This window comes from Geodermatophilus sabuli (assembly GCF_900215145.1).
GTDB lineage: Bacteria > Actinomycetota > Actinomycetes > Mycobacteriales > Geodermatophilaceae > Geodermatophilus > Geodermatophilus sabuli.
This window is the reverse complement of sequence record NZ_OBDO01000008.1, coordinates 25663-42852: the sequence shown is the minus strand read 5'-3', so window position 1 is coordinate 42852 and position 17190 is coordinate 25663. Positions and strand designations below refer to the sequence as shown.

Annotated in this window: 21 protein-coding genes and 1 riboswitch; of the genes, 9 read left to right on the top strand and 12 right to left on the bottom strand. The window is 73.3% G+C overall.

Going from position 1 to position 17190, the window contains the following annotated elements:
- Positions 1 to 44 precede the first annotated feature (44 nt).
- Together CRP39_RS17365 and CRP39_RS17360 are read left to right on the top strand one after the other, a co-directional pair.
- Entirely contained in the window at positions 45 to 950 is a 906-nt protein-coding gene (locus CRP39_RS17365) for a hypothetical protein (RefSeq protein ID WP_097207645.1), read from the top strand.
- Entirely contained in the window at positions 947 to 2440 is a 1494-nt protein-coding gene (locus CRP39_RS17360) for a DUF4407 domain-containing protein (RefSeq protein ID WP_143426685.1), read from the top strand. The genes CRP39_RS17365 and CRP39_RS17360 overlap by 4 nt, the downstream gene beginning before the upstream one ends.
- Positions 2441 to 2607: 167 nt before the next feature.
- Here CRP39_RS17360 and CRP39_RS17355 read toward each other — a convergent pair whose 3' ends face one another.
- From CRP39_RS17355 to CRP39_RS17345, 3 genes are all read right to left on the bottom strand, one after another.
- Positions 2608 to 3069, bottom strand: a complete 462-nt coding sequence (locus CRP39_RS17355; RefSeq protein ID WP_216359786.1) for a DUF898 family protein — start codon at positions 3067 to 3069, stop codon at positions 2608 to 2610.
- 52 nt (positions 3070 to 3121) lie between these two features.
- Positions 3122 to 4510: an ADP-ribosylglycohydrolase family protein gene (locus CRP39_RS17350; protein ID WP_097207643.1), complete on the bottom strand. Its 1389-nt coding sequence runs from the start codon at positions 4508 to 4510 to the stop codon at positions 3122 to 3124.
- 217 nt (positions 4511 to 4727) lie between these two features.
- Positions 4728 to 5009 carry a type II toxin-antitoxin system Phd/YefM family antitoxin gene (locus tag CRP39_RS17345; RefSeq protein ID WP_097207642.1) on the bottom strand — a complete coding sequence of 94 codons (282 nt, stop codon included), beginning with the start codon at positions 5007 to 5009 and terminating at the stop codon, positions 4728 to 4730.
- Positions 5010 to 5318: 309 nt separating this feature from the next.
- Between CRP39_RS17345 and CRP39_RS17340 the strand changes: the two genes are divergently transcribed.
- Positions 5319 to 6323, top strand: a complete 1005-nt coding sequence (locus tag CRP39_RS17340; RefSeq protein ID WP_245853940.1) for a DUF3048 domain-containing protein — start codon at positions 5319 to 5321, stop codon at positions 6321 to 6323.
- 379 nt (positions 6324 to 6702) lie between these two features.
- Here CRP39_RS17340 and CRP39_RS17330 read toward each other — a convergent pair whose 3' ends face one another.
- Positions 6703 to 7584 carry a sulfurtransferase gene (locus CRP39_RS17330; RefSeq protein ID WP_097207639.1) on the bottom strand — a complete coding sequence of 294 codons (882 nt, stop codon included), beginning with the start codon at positions 7582 to 7584 and terminating at the stop codon, positions 6703 to 6705.
- Positions 7585 to 7708: 124 nt separating this feature from the next.
- On the opposite strand from CRP39_RS17330, the gene CRP39_RS17325 reads away from it, so the two are divergent.
- Positions 7709 to 8353 (top strand): dihydrofolate reductase family protein, encoded by a 645-nt coding sequence (locus CRP39_RS17325; protein ID WP_097207638.1) that lies wholly within the window; start codon positions 7709 to 7711, stop codon positions 8351 to 8353.
- A gap of 82 nt (positions 8354 to 8435) precedes the next feature.
- On the opposite strand, the gene CRP39_RS17320 is transcribed toward CRP39_RS17325, so the two are convergent.
- From CRP39_RS17320 to CRP39_RS17310, 3 genes are all read right to left on the bottom strand, one after another.
- Positions 8436 to 9071: a DUF2238 domain-containing protein gene (locus tag CRP39_RS17320; protein ID WP_097207637.1), complete on the bottom strand. Its 636-nt coding sequence runs from the start codon at positions 9069 to 9071 to the stop codon at positions 8436 to 8438.
- Between the two features lie 116 nt (positions 9072 to 9187).
- The gene (locus tag CRP39_RS17315) at positions 9188 to 9580 is read right to left on the bottom strand and encodes a type II toxin-antitoxin system VapC family toxin (protein WP_097207636.1); all 393 of its coding nucleotides are present in this window, start codon (positions 9578 to 9580) and stop codon (positions 9188 to 9190) included.
- Positions 9577 to 9798 carry a FitA-like ribbon-helix-helix domain-containing protein gene (locus tag CRP39_RS17310; RefSeq protein WP_097207635.1) on the bottom strand — a complete coding sequence of 74 codons (222 nt, stop codon included), beginning with the start codon at positions 9796 to 9798 and terminating at the stop codon, positions 9577 to 9579. The genes CRP39_RS17315 and CRP39_RS17310 overlap by 4 nt, the downstream gene beginning before the upstream one ends.
- A gap of 144 nt (positions 9799 to 9942) precedes the next feature.
- Between CRP39_RS17310 and CRP39_RS17305 the strand changes: the two genes are divergently transcribed.
- Positions 9943 to 11610 (top strand): NAD(P)/FAD-dependent oxidoreductase, encoded by a 1668-nt coding sequence (locus tag CRP39_RS17305; protein ID WP_097207634.1) that lies wholly within the window; start codon positions 9943 to 9945, stop codon positions 11608 to 11610.
- 21 nt (positions 11611 to 11631) lie between these two features.
- Here the strand turns inward: CRP39_RS17305 and CRP39_RS17300 are convergent, their stop codons facing one another.
- The 3 genes from CRP39_RS17300 to CRP39_RS17290 all read right to left on the bottom strand — a co-directional run bounded on the left by CRP39_RS17300 (position 11632) and on the right by CRP39_RS17290 (position 12586).
- The gene (locus CRP39_RS17300; RefSeq protein ID WP_183358961.1) at positions 11632 to 11829 is read right to left on the bottom strand and encodes a hypothetical protein; all 198 of its coding nucleotides are present in this window, start codon (positions 11827 to 11829) and stop codon (positions 11632 to 11634) included.
- A complete protein-coding gene (locus CRP39_RS17295) occupies positions 11826 to 12029 on the bottom strand; it encodes a DUF6290 family protein (protein WP_172442495.1) in 204 nt (67 codons plus the stop codon). The genes CRP39_RS17300 and CRP39_RS17295 overlap by 4 nt, the downstream gene beginning before the upstream one ends.
- Before the next feature lie 215 nt (positions 12030 to 12244).
- On the bottom strand, positions 12245 to 12586 hold the full coding sequence (locus CRP39_RS17290) for a hypothetical protein (RefSeq protein WP_097207633.1): 342 nt from the start codon (positions 12584 to 12586) through the stop codon (positions 12245 to 12247).
- 124 nt (positions 12587 to 12710) lie between these two features.
- On the opposite strand from CRP39_RS17290, the gene CRP39_RS17285 reads away from it, so the two are divergent.
- The 3 genes from CRP39_RS17285 to CRP39_RS26445 all read left to right on the top strand — a co-directional run bounded on the left by CRP39_RS17285 (position 12711) and on the right by CRP39_RS26445 (position 15028).
- The gene (locus CRP39_RS17285) at positions 12711 to 13334 is read left to right on the top strand and encodes a hypothetical protein (protein WP_097207632.1); all 624 of its coding nucleotides are present in this window, start codon (positions 12711 to 12713) and stop codon (positions 13332 to 13334) included.
- Between the two features lie 20 nt (positions 13335 to 13354).
- Entirely contained in the window at positions 13355 to 14491 is a 1137-nt protein-coding gene (locus CRP39_RS17280; RefSeq protein WP_097207631.1) for an N-acetylglucosamine-6-phosphate deacetylase, read from the top strand.
- A gap of 312 nt (positions 14492 to 14803) precedes the next feature.
- Entirely contained in the window at positions 14804 to 15028 is a 225-nt protein-coding gene (locus tag CRP39_RS26445) for a hypothetical protein (RefSeq protein ID WP_143426684.1), read from the top strand.
- Positions 15029 to 15049: 21 nt separating this feature from the next.
- Here CRP39_RS26445 and CRP39_RS17270 read toward each other — a convergent pair whose 3' ends face one another.
- Complete coding sequence (locus CRP39_RS17270) at positions 15050 to 15544, bottom strand: C40 family peptidase (RefSeq protein WP_097207629.1); 495 nt, start codon at positions 15542 to 15544, stop codon at positions 15050 to 15052.
- 15 nt (positions 15545 to 15559) lie between these two features.
- Positions 15560 to 15710, bottom strand: a riboswitch (cyclic di-AMP (ydaO/yuaA leader).
- 319 nt (positions 15711 to 16029) lie between these two features.
- Between CRP39_RS17270 and CRP39_RS26950 the strand changes: the two genes are divergently transcribed.
- Positions 16030 to 16188 carry a hypothetical protein gene (locus CRP39_RS26950; RefSeq protein WP_172442494.1) on the top strand — a complete coding sequence of 53 codons (159 nt, stop codon included), beginning with the start codon at positions 16030 to 16032 and terminating at the stop codon, positions 16186 to 16188.
- A 75-nt stretch (positions 16189 to 16263) separates the two neighbouring features.
- Here CRP39_RS26950 and CRP39_RS17265 read toward each other — a convergent pair whose 3' ends face one another.
- Positions 16264 to 17163: an SMP-30/gluconolactonase/LRE family protein gene (locus CRP39_RS17265; protein WP_097207628.1), complete on the bottom strand. Its 900-nt coding sequence runs from the start codon at positions 17161 to 17163 to the stop codon at positions 16264 to 16266.
- Positions 17164 to 17190 lie beyond the last annotated feature (27 nt).

The window sequence follows — 17190 nt, the reverse complement described above, 5'->3', positions numbered from 1 at the left end:
CATCGGACAACGCGCACGGGCTGGACCCGTGCATCGGGGGAGACATGTTCCGGGAACCGCTGCGTCGTGATCCGCTCGTCGTCGGCTGGGTGCTGCTGATGCTGCTCGGCGCCTTCGCGGCGTTGAGCAACAACACGGAGTGGAGCGGACACCTTCAGGCCGACCGTGTCGCTGGGTTCCTGAGAGACCTCGCCGAGATCTTCCTCTGGTCCTTCTTTGTTCTCCTCCTCCTCGCATGGCTGCGAGCACGGGCTTGGCGGATGACCGGGGGTCCCTTCCGTCCCGCTCGCTCCGCAGGACGCGCGGAAACAAGAGGAAACGCCTCGCCCGAGCTGCCCTGGACCGACCGCTGGATCCGGGACTGGCGTGAGGCCGCCGCGCAGCAGCGGAACGCGACCGGGACGGAATCCGACGCCGAGCCGCAGTTGGTCAGCTGCAGGCACGGCGTGGCCGTGGACGTCGAGACGCCGGAGGAACGGGCACCGGTCCTGCGGGCTCTGTCGGGCAGCCACACCATCGTGCGTCCCGGTTCGAGCGTGAGTGTCACGTGGTGCTTCGAGCACGCTCGGGACGTCGTGGTCGACGGTCGCGGCGGGTACCCGGCCTGCGGCGAGGCGCTCGTCCGCATCGATGACAGCCGCAGAATCGAGCTCGTCGGCCGAAACCGGCATGGCGCCACGCCGGTGGCGACGGCGGCAATCGTGGCCATGGCGGTGCCGCAGTTGGACCTGCCGACCGTGGCTTCGCCGCCACCCGTTGCCCTGCGGACCGACGTCGCGGCGACGGTCGGGGCGACAACATCGATCAGCCAGCAGCTCGACGCCTTCTGGGCGACCCAGGAGGACCTGCGTCCACGCCTGAGCGCTCCACCGGGGCTCGTCGGCGTACCTACCACCGTGATCGAGGGTCTGCGGCGGACCCGCCGGACCCGGGACGGCGAAGCCCAGTGAGCCCATCGACGGTGCAGGCGAGCGCTCGCTCGTCAGTCGGTGCAGCACTCCGACGGCTCAACCGACGAGCGATCGCGGAGCAGCTCCTCACCGTCGCAGGGGCCAACCGCGACGTCTTGCAGGAAGCACCCAAGGAGCGCACCAAGCAGGTCGCCATGGGTGCCGTGCTCGTGTCCACCGCCGCGATCGCGGTCGTGTCGGCGACCTACGCACTTCATCTCGCGCTCCACCTCTGGTGGCCCTTCGCCGTCCTCGGTGGCCTCGCCTGGGGTCTGGTCATCCTCAACCTGGACCGCTGGCTCGTCGTCTCGTCCCCCCGCCTGAAGACCAAGGGGGGAACCCTGGCGATGGCACTGCCGCGCGTGCTCCTCGCGATCCTCATCGGCGCCGTGGTCTCGACACCTCTCACGCTCGCCGTGTTCAGCGCCGAGATCAACACTGAGGTGCGACAGATGGCGGCGGAGGACGAGGACCTCTTCAACGAGCAGCTCGCGGAAGACAGCCGCTACAAGGAGCTCCCGGCGAAGAAGCAGCAGATCGAGCAGCTGGAGGTCTCCGTCGCGGAGGGCATCACCCCGGCGGACGTCGCACAGGACCCAGCCGTCGCCGACCTGCAACAACGGTTGGACGAGGTCACCGCCCAGTACGACGCGGCGGTCGCGGCTCTCCTGTGCGAGGCGGACGGCACCTGTGGCACCGGAGACGCCGGCATGGGCCCCGCCACCGCGGCGAGGATGGCCGACCGTGACCGGCTCGAGGGCGAGCGGGATGCCTTGACGCAGCAGCTGGAAGCGACCAAGACCCGGGTGGAGGCGCAACTCACGTCGGAGGAGGCTCGGAAGGCGGCCGACGAGCAGGCACGGCTGAACGCCCTGGAGGCCGAGGTCGCTGACACCGAACGACAGCGGGCGGAGGAGATCGCCGCTCACCGGGAATCGGTCGGAAACAGCGACGGGATCCTCGCGCGGCTGACCGCGCTGGAGCGCCTGGGAGAGGACGACCCGGCGGCGGCTACGGCGCACTGGCTGCTCTTCGCCTTCATGACCGCACTGGAGTGCCTGCCCATCATCTTCAAGACGATGCTCGCGCTCGCCCCGCCCTCCCTGTACGAGCGGCTCGTCGCGCTCGAGGAGGAGAAGGCCGAGGCGCGGGTCCGTCTACGGATGCAGACGGAGTACGAGGAAGCCGAGACGCTGGCGCGCTCGGCGCTCGCTGCCGCTGAGGCGCGCGCAGCGCGGACGCTGGAGGCCGAGTCCCGGGCGACCGGGATGGTGCTCGACGCCCAGCTCGCGGTCACCCATGATGGCGTACGGCGCTGGCGGGATGAGCAGCTCGGACGCGTTCCCGGAGTGGCTCCCCCCGGGCAGGGCGCCGATCCCCACGGAAGCGCGTCCGCCGACGATCTGGACGCCTTGTACGAGCCCGACGCCCTCGAATCCGAGGACCCACGAGACGGCCGGCTGGCCGGCTCGTCACCGGCATCAATGTGAAGCGCACCAAGCGGCCGGACAGGGTGTCCACGCCGCGTCGGCATTCCGTCCGTCTGAGCACGGTCGCACGGCGTCGTCGAACCGCGACCGGATTCCGGCGGCACCCGAACTACCCTGGCCGTGCCAGGCCCGGGTGAGACGTACTCCGTCCCACCCGGCCCGCTGAGTCAGTGCTGTGCGTAGGGCGCCGGCGCGTGGCCCGCCATCGGCAGGCCGCCGACCTGCTGGACCGGGATGGCCTGGCGGACGTCGGTCAGCGGCAGCGGAGTGCGGCTGCGGTCGAAGTCGGTGTGCTCCCACTTCCACTGCGTGATCCGCGGGCCGACCCAGAACAGGTAGATGCCGAGCGTGATGATGCTGAGCAGGAACCACTTGATCCAGTTGCCGAACAGCCCGACGGCCGAGCCGGTGAAGACCAGCGGGAAGCCGTCGATGTAGCTGTGCTTCGCGCGCCACCGCTGGGTCAGGACCAGCGCGAACGGGTAGCAGATCCCGAGCGTGCAGACGGTGATGAGGACGCCGAGGAGGGCGGTCCCCACGTAGGTCGCGGCGCCGCCGTCGAAGCGGAACCGGCCGGACTTGGACATGACGTACCCCCGTGAAGAGACGGTGATGGACACCACGTCCATCGGCAGGACGCCGCCTCAACGGAACGGGGTCGTCCCGTTGGTGCCATCCGCCTCATCGGGCTCGTGCGAGTCGCTCGAGGGCGGCGGTGAAGCTGTCATTCCAGAGGCCGAGGTGCTCCCACCGCTCGGCGACGTAGGCGGTCGCCTCCTCGACCGACATGCCCTCCTCGCGCACCAGCCAGCCACGCAGGACCAGCCCGGTCCGCGAGGCGCCGCCGTGGCAGTGCACGAGCAGCCGGTGGCCCTCGGCGCGCAGCGCCGCCATGTCGTCGAGGACGTCGGCCAGCACGGCGTCCAACCCGCTGTTGTGCTCGTTGTCCGCGATGTAGGCCATCCGGTGCACGGGATGGGGGAACGGCTCGCCGAGCCGGCACAGCGAGATGACCGCGAAGTCGGACTCGCTGTACCGGGCGCCGTCCAGATTGCCCGCCCAGATGCCGGGGATGACCTCGCGCGGCCCGATCCGCGGGATGACGCCCGGGTCGTACGGCCGGCCGTCCTTGCCGTCGAGCGCCGCCGCCAACTCCTGCAGGTCGGCCAGCCGCCACAGCCGGTCCGAGTGGCCCGGCACCCGCCCGTGCACCACCGACGGCCACCGCATCGGGATGCCGCCCATCCCGTACACGGCACCGGCCAGACCACCGGCGACGGCGGCCACCGTGTCGGTGTCCCCACCTAGGTCGATGACCAGCCGCATCACCTCGGCGAAGTCCTTGCCGTGCCGCAGCGCCCACACCGCCTGGCCCAGCGTCGGCCACACCGCGCCGTTGGACTCGGTGGCCTGCTCCGGCGTCCAGTCCGGCGCGAGCACGGTCGTCCACCGTTCCCGGTGCTCGTCCGGCACGGCCATCAATGCGAAGGGGATGAACGCGAGCGGGTCGCCGCCGTCGAGCGCGACCCGCACCAGCTCGTGGAAGACCGCGCAACCCTCACCGGCGGACGGGTCGCCGTGGGTGAGGGCCGAGATCCGGCGAGCGGCGTCCATCGTGGCCTCGCGGCCCTCGCGGGCGAACCGGATCGCGGCCGGTGTGGTGCGCATCAGCGAGCCGTTGCCGGCGGCGTGCCCCGACCGCGCGAAGTGCTCGGCCGCGGCGACGTCCCACGGCCGGCCCGAGCCCAGGACGGCACGGGTCTGGTTGCCGACGTTCGGCGGGTTGCCGCCGAGCCACGCGCGGAAGCGGGCGAAGAGGTCGGCCTCGTCCAGGCCGCCGCGCTCGAGGAGGGACGTCGCGACGAGCAGCGCCATCTGCGTGTCGTCGGTGAACTCACCGGGCTCCCAGCCGAGGGCGCCGCCACCGCACATCTCGGTGTGCGCTCCACGGGCAGGCACGGGAAAGCGGGCGGAGAACTGCCCGGGCGGGCCGAACTCGAACGGGGCGCCGAGTGCGTCGCCGACCGCTGAGCCGACCAGCGCGCCGGCGACGCGGTGGGAGCGGTGCATGCGAGGGGACCTCCGCCTCCTGTTGGCGCCGGCGTGCCGACGGTGCGCTCCGACCTCCGGAGCATCGCGTCAGGACGGTGACGGCTCATCTTCAGCTCCGCCAGCTCGCTCGTCGCCAATCCGGTGCCGGGGGGAAGCCGGCGGCGCCAGCTGCGCAGTGCCTCTGACTCGGCCTCGCGCTTGACGAACTCCACCAGCGTGCTGGTGTCGACGTGGATCAACGTCCGCGCTCGCGGCGCCGGTCGGTGACCACCAGCTCCGTCAGGTTGTCGAGCTCGGGAGTGAGATCGGGGATCAACTCCGGCATGCCCTGGTCGACTGGTGCGGTCGCCTCCCCGGAGACCACGAGGTCGTGCAGCGAGCCCGGGCGCTCGACCTCGCGCACCATGCGCAGGATCGGGCGGCCGCGGTCGGTCACGACGACGGTGACGCCGGCCCGGACCCGCGCCACGACTCTGGACGGGTTCTGCTCCAGCTCCCGCAGATCGATCGTCTCCACATCGGCAACGTGCCTCCTTGAGCCAGCTGCCTCAAGAGCAGTGCAGCCAAGCCGTCCCGCTGCGTGGACGTGCCGGGCCCGGTCGAGCGTGCCGATGTAGAGGAGGTACCACCCCGCTGACCCAGGAGCTCCGACGTGCCCAGGTCCACCCCGGCCCGGTCGCGCTCCGGGTCGAGATCCGGCGCCCGCGCTCCACAGCGGACGCCGGCGAAGCGGACGCCAGCGAAACGAACACCGGCGAAGCGAGCACCGGCGAAGAGGCAGCCCCCGGCAAGGTCACGGCGAGGCCGCCGAGCCGCCCTGCTCGTCGTGCTGGTGGCGACCGGCGTCGTCGTCTGGCCGGCGCTCCGGGAGCAGCTGGCCGCGGTGCCGTTCCTCGACTCGATCGTCTCCGCGCTCCCGTCGTCGTCCGCGCCCGCCTGGCCGCTGACCGGGGTCCCGGTCGCCGTGGTCCCCGACCGGCCGGCGCTCGCCGTGAAGATCGAGAACTCCGTCGACGCCCGCCCGCAGACCGGGCTGGACGCCGCGGACGTGGTGTGGGAGCAGGTGGTCGAGGGCGGGATTACCCGGTTCGTCGCCGTCTACCACTCCACCCTCCCGCCCGAGGTCGGCCCGGTGCGCTCGATCCGGCCGATGGACCCCGCGATCGCCGCGCCGCTCGGCGGGCTGCTCGCGTTCTCCGGGGGCGTGCCGGCCTACGTCAGCGCGGCCCAGGACGCGGGACTGCAGGTGCTCAGCCAGGACACGGGCGCCGACGGCTTCTCCCGCACGTCGACCCGCACGGCGCCGCACAACGTCTACGCGGTGCCGCAGACCCTCGTCGACCAGGCCGACGCCGCCCATCGCGCCGCCCCCGCCGTCCAGTTCGACCACGCCGGGGACGGCCTCCCCACCGCCGCCGCCGAAGGACAGCCGGCGGAGAGGCTGGACCTCACGCTGTCCGGGGTCAGCCACCCCCGATGGGCGTGGAGCGCGGCGGACGGCCGCTGGCTGCGCAGCGAGGGGAGCGCTCCGGCCGTCGAGGCGGACGGCCGGCGGGTCGGCGCCGCCAACGTCGTCGTGCTGCGCGTCGACGTCGTCGCGACCGAGGCCCGGGACCCGGCCGGCAACCCCGTCCCGGAGACCATCCTGACCGGCACCGGCCGCGCCCTCGTCGCCTCCGGCGGGCACACCATCGAGGCCACCTGGTCCAAGCCGGACACCGGTGACCGGGTGACCCTGACCGGTGCGGACGGCGACCCGGTGGAGCTCGCGCCCGGGAGCACGTGGGTCGAGCTGGTCCCCAACGGCGGCGGCGCGGTCACCACCGGTTGACGTCCCGGCCGGGCGATCCGGGGGCTGGGCCGAGGGGGTGAGGAGTGGGACTCTGGGCTCCGGTTACTCCTCTCGTGTGCCGATGACGACCCGTATGCCACCGCTCGGTGGCCCTTAGGAGGGGGAGCAGATGCACGCCGGAACACCCACGCACGTCCTGTGTGAGAGCTGCGGGGAACGGGTGGAGGAGCGCCAGGCCGTGGCGACCGGTTCGGTCGGGAGCTACTGCGGCTCCTGCACGGAGGGCTACCTCGAGCAGGAGCGGGCCTTCCGTGGTTCGTGGCTCGGTGCGCCGTGGCGGGACGAGGACCGAGACGCGCGGGCCGGGGCTCCCCGGTGCGGAGAACCCCGGCCCGACCGCTGACCGGTCAGCAGCAGGTCACCCGCCCGTCTCGAGCGGCAGCTCGGGGTCAGCCGCCCACTCGGTCATCGAGCCGTCGTAGACGGCGACGTCGTCCCGGCCGAGGCGGGCCAGGTTGAACGCGCTGTAGGTCGCCGCGATGCCGCCGCCGCAGTAGGTGATGACCTGTTTGTCGCCGTCGAGCGCGCCGGTCCCGCCGAACGCCTGCTCGACCTGCTCGGTCGTCGCCACCTGCCCGGGACCGCCGTACAACGACATCACCGGGACGTTCTTCGACGTGGGGATGTGCCCGGGCCGCGCGTAGGTCACCTTCTCGCCGCGGAAGGACTCCGGGTCCAGCACGTACACCAGCAGGCTGCGCTCGTCCTCCGTGGCGGCGAGCACCCGGTCGACGTCGGCCCGGAGCTCGGGACGGCGGCGGGCGGTGAACGTCGTCGGTTCGCGGGTCTCGTCGCCGGTGGCCACCGGCAGGCCGGCGTCCCGCCAGGCGGGGAACCCGCCCTCGAGCACCGAGATGTCGTCGAAGCCCTCGAACCGCAGGTTCCACCACAGCCGGGTGGCCCACATGAGCTGCCCCTGGTCGTAGACGACCACGTGGGCGTCGTTGCCGATGCCGAGGGCGCCGATCCGCTGGGCGAACGTGTCGGAGTCCAGTGCGGTGAACTGGTACGGCGCATTCTCGTCGGCGAGGTCGTGGAGGAGGTCGGCGAACACGGCACCGGGGATGTGCCCCTTGCGGTACGCCTCGCGGCCGGACTCGACGTCGTAGTAGCCGTCGCCCTCCGGCAGCGTGAGGAACGTCGTCGTGTCGACGACGACGACGCCCGGGTCGTCCTCGTGCGCGGCCAGCCAGTCGACGTCGACGACGAGTGGTGTGGCGGTGGTGTCCTTCGTGGTCATCGGTGCTCCTCGATCGAAAGGGTGCTGACGTCGCGGTCCCGGGTGCGATCCGCCGGGCCCCTCGTGCGGCGATGAGTTCCCCGGTCCCGGACGGTCTGACCGTCGTCGACCCGGGAGGAACCACGTGGAGCAGTTGCTGAGAGTCCAGAACTTCACCGTCTCGAGTGACGGGTTCGGTGCGGGGGAGGGCCAGAGTCTGGAGCGACCGTTCGGCCACGCCAATCCGGCGGAGCTGATGTCCTGGGCCGGGGCCACGGCGAGCTGGCCCAACCGCACCGAGCCCGGGGGGAGCCGTGGTCTCGACGACTACTTCACGCGGGACTTCGCCCGCAACATCGGCGCCGAGATCATGGGCCGCAACAAGTTCGGGCCCCAGCGTGGCCCCTGGCAGGACCTCGAGTGGCAGGGGTGGTGGGGTGCCGAGCCGCCGTTCCACACCCCGGTGTTCGTCATGACCCACCACCCGAGGCCGTCGTTCACGCTCTCCGACACCACGTTCCACTTCGTCGACGCCGACCCGGCCACGGCCCTCGGGCAGGCGCGGGAGGCGGCCCAGGGCAAGGACGTCCGGCTCGGTGGCGGCGCCACCACCATCCGGGAGTTCCTCGACGCCGACCTCGTCGACACCCTGCACGTGGCGGTCTCGCCGGTGACCCTCGGCTCCGGGGTGCGGCTCTGGGAGTCGCCCGACGAGCTGCTCGACCGCTTCCACCTCGACGTCGTGCCCAGCCCGAGCGGCGTGACGCACCACCTCTTCTGGCGGAGGTGACACGAGTACCGAGCGGGACGCCCCACGCGGAGCAGGACGTCCGTGTCGGTGCGGCACGGTTCCGCCGTGTCGATCTCGTGGGTCAGGCGCTGATCTCCTCGTGGGTGTTCACGCCGGGGATGCGCCGCACCGACCCCCAGCCGAAGCGAGCCCACAGGACCAGCAGTCCGGCGCCGACGAGCGAGCCCAGGGTGTCGCGGAAGAGGTCGCCGTTGGTGTCGTCGTTGTCCACCGACAGCGCCGTCCCGAACCACGCGTCCGACCGCCACTCGAACAGCTCCCACAGTGCGCCGACGGCGATCCCCAGAGCTGCGGTGACCACGCCGATCCCGATGTAGTGCTGGAGGTGGGTCTCGTCGCGCGGGTCCGGGACGACCTCCAGCCGGGCCAGAGCGATGTAGATGACCGGGGCCGTGAGCATCGGCAGGGTGAAGTGCACCAGGTCGTCGAACCGGACCCACTCGTCGTACCAGCCGAGCGTCTCGCCGAAGCCCTGCAGCGCCATGCCGAGGGTCAGGGACAGGTCGTAGAGCCGCGGCATGTTCACCAGGCGCGCGACGAGCGTGATGCTCCCCAGGAAGGCCAGCAGCGCGGCCGACCCCCAGTCCCCGATGGCCGCGTAGACGACCGCTCCGCCCAGGATGACCAGCCGCAGGACGTCGATGCCGTCCCGCACGATCGGCGTCCAGTCGCCCAGCACCAGCGTCCGCCCGTCCACGGCGGCTGCGTACCCTCTGGTGGCCTGAGGGTGCACACACATCGGCAGGTCTGCCGATACGGCGCAACATGCTCGCCCGTGAGGCCCCGATCTCGCTGCTCGACGACTGGAACGACTCAGCCGATCACGGACACCGCGCACCGCAGGCCCGGCGTGCGGGACAGTCGGCGATCCCCGGTGACGAGGGGCGCCTCCAGGACCTCGGCGAGGGCGACGTAGACCCCGTCGTAGGCGGTGACGGAGTCGCGCAGCTCGAGTGACCGGTCGAGGAGCAGGTCGTGACCGTGTCGGGCGACCGGTAGCTCTCGCAGGGCCGCGACGGCGCCGTGTACGGCGGCACCGCTCAGCCGGCCGGACAGCGCGTGGCGACGGACGGCCGAGAGGACCTCCACGTCGAGGAGGTGAGGCGCATGGGCCTCGTTCGCCAGCATCACCTCGCGGGCGCTCTCCCCGTCGGAGCCCGCATCGAGCAGGGCCGCGACGACCGTCGAGGCGTCGACGACGATCACCGGTTGTCGCGGTCGGCCCGGACGGCCTCGACCACCTCGTCCATCGGCAGTGGGACCCGCAGGGACGCCGAACGGGCGAAGACCTCGGCCGCGGTCGAGCGTTCGGCGACCCGCTGCAGTTCACGCAGCACGTAGTCCGACAGCGACACCCCCGCCGCCGCCGCTCGGCGGCGGAGTTCGGCGTGCAGCTCGTCCGGCACGTTGCGGACCTGCAGCATCTTGCTCACCCACGGAAGGTACATGCGAATCCCATGCGGCATGATGGGGACGACGCCCGTGGTCCCCGAGTGGGCGAGCACGTCGGCGGAGCCAGGGCCCTAAGTACCTGGTGCCCGGATCGGGGCCGCTCCTACGGTCCGGGCATGGTCGCCGCGAGCGCGCCCCTGCTGGTCGCGGTCGACGACGACCCCGGCCTGCTGGCCGACGTCGAGCGGGAGCTGCGCAACCGGTACTCGGCCGACTACCGCGTCTGCTGCCTGCGCTCGCCGGACGAGGCTCGCCGGAGGTTCCAGGACGTGGCGGCCGACGGCGGGGAGGTCGCCCTGGTGCTCGCCGGCGAGGAGCTCGCGGGCAGACCCGGCGCCGACTTCCTGGCGGGCGTGCCGAGCCTGTTCCCGCACGCTCAGCGGGCGCTGCTCCTCCCGTGGGCGCACGTCGGGGACCCGCCCACCGGCGACACCGTCTTCGAGGCCATCGCCCGCGGCCGCATCGACCAGTGGGTGATGCGGCCGGCACCGCCGCCCGACGAGCAGTTCCACCAGGCGCTCTCGAGCTTCCTGCTCGCGTGGGCCGAGACGCGCCGCCGCGCGCCGCACACGATCGACGTCGTCGGTGAGACCTGGTCCGGCCGCGCCTACGAGCTGCGGGAGACGCTGGAGCGCTGCGCGATGCCGCACCGGTTCTGCCTGGCCGGCTCCGAGGAGGGCCGCGCCATCCTCACCGACGCCGGTCTGGACAGGCGGCTCCCGCTCCTGCGCATGCCCGACGGGCGGGTGATGGAGGACCCCACCGACATGGACATCGCCCGGTCGGCCGGGACGACGATCGACCCGTCGGGGGACGAGTACGACCTGGTGATCGTCGGCTGCGGACCCGCCGGCCTGTCCGCGGGCGTCTACGGCGCTTCCGAGGGCCTGCGCACCGTGGTGATCGACTCGGGCAGCATCGGCGGGCAGGCCACGGCGAGCTCGTCGATCCGCAACTACCTCGGTTTCCCGCGGGGGCTCAGCGGTGCGGACCTGGCCCGCCGCGCCTACCAGCAGGCGTGGGTCTTCGGCGCCCGCTTCGCCTTCATGCAGCAGGTCACGAACCTGGCGCGCGAGGACGGCGGCGTCGTCCTGAGCCTCGACACCGGTGGGGTCGTGGTGGCCCGCGCGGTGGTCCTGGCGACGGGCGCCAGTTACCGCCGCCTGGGCGTCGAGTCACTCGAGGAGCTGCGCGGTGCCGGTGTCTACTACGGCGCCGCCGCCGCCGAGGCGCCGCTCGTGGCGGGGGAGGAGGTCTTCATCGTCGGGGGCGCGAACTCCGCCGGGCAGGCCGCCCTGCACCTCGCCCACTACGCCAAGCGCGTCACGCTCGTCGTGCGGGCCGCGACGCTCGCCGCCGGCATGTCGCACTACCTGGTCCACCAGGTCGAGCAGACCCCGAACATCGAGGTCCGGACCGGCACCGAGGTCGTCGACGGTGGTGGCGACGGCCGGCTGGAGCACCTGGTGCTGCGTGACCGCACGACCGGGGGGCAGGAGACGGTCGACGCGTTCGCCCTCTTCCTGATGATCGGCGCGCGGCCGCACACCGAGTGGCTGCCGCCGACGGTGGAGCGCGACGACGCCGGCTTCGTGCTGACCGGGGCCGACCTCGGTGCCGAGGCGCTCCGGGCGTTCGGGCGTCCGCCGGTGCCGCTGGAGACCAGCGTGCCCGGGGTCCTCGCGGCCGGGGACGTCCGGCACGGGTCGGTCAAGCGGGTGGCGTCCGCCGTCGGCGAGGGCTCGATCGCCATCCAGTTCGTCCACCGCCTGCTCGCGGTGTGACTCCTCGCGGCCGATCCGCGATCACCGCCACGGAGCCGTACCGGACCGCAGGCGCAGGGCCACTGCCTTCTCGTGGATCGTCGGATAGGCGTCCTCGCCGAACGCGGTGGAGCGCGGTCGTGCCGAGGCAGACTCCAGCAGGCCGAGGTCCCGCAGCTCGATCTCTCCGACCGCTCGCCCGGCGACGTGCAGGAGGTCGTCGAGGTCCAGGAAGATCACTGCCCGAGACGTTCCAGCGCCTCGGCATATCGCGGGAGTTCCTCGTCGAGCACGCGATCGAGCAGTTCGCGCTTGCTGGTGCGCTCGATGTAGTCGCGGACCGCCTGCCGAGCGACGTCCTGCATCGACCGGCCCTCGAGTTCCGCTCGGCGGCGGAGGGCTTCGGTCTCCTGGTCGTCCAGACGCAGGGTCATGGCCATGCCCGGATGGTATCGCCGCTGATACCACGTCGCGGGGGGCAGGACGGCGGCTGGGCGCCGACCACCCCGGCGATCACCGCGGCCGTCGCTGCCCGCTGCGGACGGCGTCCAGGACCGGTGGCCCGGCGCGCCACCCGGCCAGCACGCCGGCGAGCAGCCCGACGTACGCGTCGATCCCGGCGCCGGCATCCGGGTCGTCGCCGCCACGTCGACGCTCACCGGTACCCCGGCGTCGTGCGCCAGGGCAGCTCCGGCGGCCAGCGCGTCCGGGAAGCGCAGCAGGTCGTAGCCGTCCAGGTGGACGACGGCCGCGCCGGCCACCCACTCGCGGCGGACGTCACCCGGTTCCAGCCCGCCAGCCGTGCCGGCACGTCCGGCCGCACCAGGTTCGCGGTCACGTTGGCCGGCGCACCACCCGCGGTCGTCGTCCGCGCGACCCGCTGCTGCCCGCCGGCCACCAGCGGCGCGGAGAGCACCAGCACCTGGTCGGCCACCAGCTTGCCGAGCGCCACCACCGGGCCCGCGCCCGCGGGGCGGGGCCAGTGCGGGAGGTCCACGGGGACAGACTGCCCCGATCCCCGTCGGAGGACCGCTCGCCGGCAGCCACCGACGGCGGCCGCATCGTGGGATCCTCCGTCTCCGGAGGGAGCTCCCCGCCCTCCCCGGCCGAGGTGATCGCCGATGTCCGTGTCGTGGACCGCGCCGGGACGGCTGCGGACAGCACCGCCCGCGCTGTCGGCCGTCGGCCTGGCGGCGTGCCTGCTGGCCGGGTGCGCCACCGCCGGCGGCAGTGGGGCCGCACCGGGTCCCTCCCCGGAACCGGAGCCCGACTGGCCCGAGGCCACGTACAGCGTGACCTGCGACGGGATCGTCCCGGGTGGCTTCGAGGCGGACCTCGACGGCGGGGCCGCGCGCGTGCCCGCCGACGCGAGCCGGAGCCCGTTCTACGAGTACTACGACGTCTGGTTCGAGGCCAGCGCCAGCGGTGACGTCGACGGAGACGGCGAGCCGGACACGGTCGTGCTGCTGCAGTGCTCCCCGCAGCCGTCCAACGGGATCCTCGAGGAGGTCCAGGTCTTCGCCGCCGACGGAACCTGGCTCGGGCTGCTGCCCAGCCCGCGCACGCTGCGGGAGTCGACGATCCTGTCGCCGCTCTACGACCCGACCGCGCTGTCGGTCCGGGACGGCGACATCGTCGCCGGGATGCGGGCCTACGCGCCGGAGGACAACCGCGCCGACGGCCCGTCGATCCCCGTCACCGTGCGCTGGCACTGGAACGGCCGCGACTTCGTGCGGGTCCCGTAGCCGAGCTCCACGACGACGGCATGGGGAGTCTGCTGCTCACCGGCGGGGACGTCGTCCCGCCCGGCGGCGTCCTCGCCGGTGGCTGGGTGCACGCGACCGGGCCGCGCCTGACGGCGGTCGGCACGGGCCCGGCACCGGCCGCCGACCGCGTCACCGACTGCACCGGGCGCACCCTGGTGCCCGGCTTCGTCGACGTCCACCAGCACGGCGGGGGCGGCGCCTCCTACGACGGTGGCCCCGACGCCGCCCGGCACGCGCTGGCCGTGCACCGCGCGGCCGGGACGACGACGGTCGTCGCCTCGCTGGTGTCGCTGCGGCGGGGCGCGCTGGATCGGGCGCTCGACGACCTGACCGGACTGGTCGCCGACGGCGAGCTGGCCGGGGTCCACCTGGAGGGCCCGTGGCTGGCGCCGTCCCGCTGCGGCGCGCACGACCCCGCAGCCCTGCGGCCGCCGACGCCGGCGGAGCTGGCGCGGGTGCTGGCGCCGGGGATCGTGCGCATGGTGACGCTCGCGCCCGAGCTCCCCGGTGCGCTGGAGGCGATCGCCGCGCTCGCCGGCGCAGGGGTCGTGCCCGCGGTCGGGCACACCGAGGCCGCGTACGGCGTCGTCCGGGCCGCGGTCGACGCCGGGGCGCGGGTCGCCACCCACCTGCTCAACGCGATGCCCGCACCGGCCGGCCGCGAACCGGGGCCGGTGCTGCCGCTGCTCGAGGACCCGCGAGTCACCGTCGAGCTGATCGCCGACGGCGTGCACCTGCACCCGGCCTGGGAGCGGCACGTGCTCGCGACGGCCGGGCCGGAGCGGGTCGCGCTGGTCACCGACGCGATGGCCGCTGCCGGGATGCCCGACGGCGCGTACGAGCTGGGCGGGCTGGCGGTGACGGTCGACGGCGGGGTGGCCCGGCTGACGGGGGGAGGCACGCTCGCCGGCGGGACCGCCACGTCGGCGCGGCTCTTCCGTCGCGCGGTGTCCGAGCTCGGGCTGTCGCTGGCCGACGCCGCCCGGGTCACCGCGACCACCCCGGCCGCGGCGCTCGGCCTGGCCGACGTCGGCGCCCTCACCGCCGGCCGGCGCGCCGACGTCGTCCTGCTCGACGGGAACTGGGACGTGCGCGGGGTGCTGCGGGCGGGGGAGTGGGTCGTCCCGCCGTCGTGACCGTGGCTGTCGGTGACCCCGCCGCGGAACAGCGGGACGCTGGTCGCCCACACGGGGGACTTCGCCGTCCCAGGTGTCCGCCGGGCTCCGCCAACGGGCCCTGTGCGTGCTGCACTGAGCGTCCATCGGTGATCCGGCGGAGCACGGAACCAGGGGGAGCCAGTGTCCGACCACCTCGAGCCGCAGCCGGGCCCGAGCCGTGTCGAGGCCCCGACCCCCTGCCGGCGTCCGGGCCGCGGCCACGCCCCACACCCGGCGCACGTCCAGCTCGCGCAGGGCGGCCCCGACGAGCTCTGGCGGCAGGTGGTCGTCATGGGCGCCGTGGACGACGTCGTGACCCTCGCCGTCGGCGACGAGCTGCAGCGGCACCGCAACCACGACACCGGGCGCATGGCGGCCCTGGTCCGCGAGGACGGCCCCGAGGCGTTCCTGCACACCCGCCTGGGCCTGCTGTTCCTGCGCTCCTGGCCGCGGGACGCCGGCTCGGTCTTCTCGCTGCAGCCGGCCGACCAGCCGCCGGTGCCCTGCCGCGACTAGCAGGGCACCGGCGGCGCTGGATCAGGCGACGCGGCGCGCGGTGTTGTAGCTGGGCATGTAGTCCAGGTTCACGACCTTCACCGGCTGGCCGGCGGTCGAGGCGTGCACCATCTGCCCGTTGCCGATGTACATCCCCACGTGCGAGACGGGGCTGTAGAAGAAGACCAGGTCACCGGGCTGCAGGGCGTCGCGCGCGACCGGGACACCGGCCGTCGCCTGCGCCCGGGACGTGCGCGGCAGCTCGATGCCCGCCGCCCGGTAGGCGAAGGTCGTCAGGCCGGAGCAGTCGAAGGCGTCCGGGCCGGTGGCGCCGTAGCGGTAGGCGTCACCCTGCTGCGCGAGCGCGGTGTCGACCGCAGCCTGCGCGACGGGGTTCGGGGCGGCCGCCGGCGTGGCGACCGGGGCGGGCGCGGCCGAGGCGGTGGCGGGAGCGAGGGCGATCCCGGCGCCGGCGACCGCGGCGACCGCGATCCCACGGAACGAGCGACGGGCGAGGGACGTGCGGGCAGTCGTCATCGACGACGGTTCTCCTGTTCCTTCCGTCCGCCTACCGGGTTAGCTGACGGGTTCGGGCGGGGAGGTCGCCCGGCACGGCGCGTGGCCGTGCTTCACCCCAGTGCTGCGGTGGGTCCCCGGTCCGGGCGCGACGCGTGGCCGCGCCCCGGTTCGGCGGGATCCGACGGGTGTCACCAGGTGCGGCGACGAGGGGCCCGTCAGGACCGCGGAGGACGTTAAGAGCGGACTCGTCGGTCCGCTGCCCGGTCGGCGGACATCGCGACACGCGCGCGACACGCCGTCCTGAGCACCACGGACGCCGGAAACCCCAGCCGACGCGAACTCGAAACACCGCAGGTCAGCGCGGTGACAGACAGACAGGTCACACTCGGGGAGTCGTTGCTCGGAGTAGTGGTAGGACAACGCGGAGCCGCGGGAACCTCCGGGGTTGGCCGGACCGTTGGGCGGGCACGACTACGGACAACCAACCCAGGGAGGCAACTCACATGGCCGGAATGATCCGGAAGCTCGTGGCATCGGGGATCGCGGCGAAGGTCATCCAGGAGGCCCGCAAGCCGGAGAACCAGGCGAAGCTCAAGAAGTTCATCGCCGACTACCAGGCGAAGCAGAAGGGCGGCGGCAAGGGACCGGGCCGCGGCTACTGATCCACCGCTCGGCAGCGGCCCCTCCCGGACGTCCGGGAGGGGCCGCTGCCGTGTGTTCCGGGCCGCGATGAGCGGCTACGGCCGGCCGGCGTGGGGGACGTCGACCTCGGTCGCCACCAGCACCGCCTCGCGCACCGGCGCGCGGTTGTGCTCGTAGAAGTCCGGCGCGCAGCACATCAGCAGCGTGCGGCCGTCGTCCCCGCCGAGCATGCAGGCGTACACGCCGAGCCCGGCCGGCGCGGCGACCTCGTCGACGATCTGGCCGCCCTCGGCCACGCGCACCACCCGGCCCCCGACCGCGTCGGCGGCCCAGATCCGGCCCTCGGCGTCCAGCGTGCACCCGTCCGGCGCAACCACCAGTTGGCCGAGCACCTCGTCGACCGTCGTCCCGGTGACCTCCGGGCCGAGCGCGGCCCACACCCGCCGGTTGGTCAGCGACCCGTCGGCACCCAGGTCGAACGCGGTGTACCGGTTGCCCAGCGTCTCGCCGACGACGAGGGTGCCGCCGTCCGGGGTGATCACCGCGCCGTTCGGGAACTGCAACTCCTCCGCGGCGACGGAGACCGAGCCGTCCGGACCGATCCGCTTCAGCGACGCCGTCGCAGCAGCGCCGCCGCCCATCAGGTCGAAGCCGAAGTCGCCGACGAACACGTGCCCCTGCGCATCCACGATCAGGTCGTTGAGGTGCCCGCCGCAGTGCTCGGTGACGTCGGCGTACGTGCTCACCGACCCGTCGGCGTGGCGGAGGACGCGGTGGTCCTTCATCGACACGACCACCAGCGAGCCGTCAGGTAGCCAGCCGAGCCCGGAGGGCTGCTGCTCCACCTCGACGACGACGGTCTCCGCGCCGTCCGGCGCCACCCGGCTGACCGTGTGCCGGTAGAAGTCCGACACCCACCAGGTGCCCTCGTGCCAGCGCGGGCCCTCGAAGAACCCGCCGCCCTCCAGAACCGTCCTGAGCTGCCGATCTGCCATGGCCGGGACCCTAGGGTGGGTGGGACC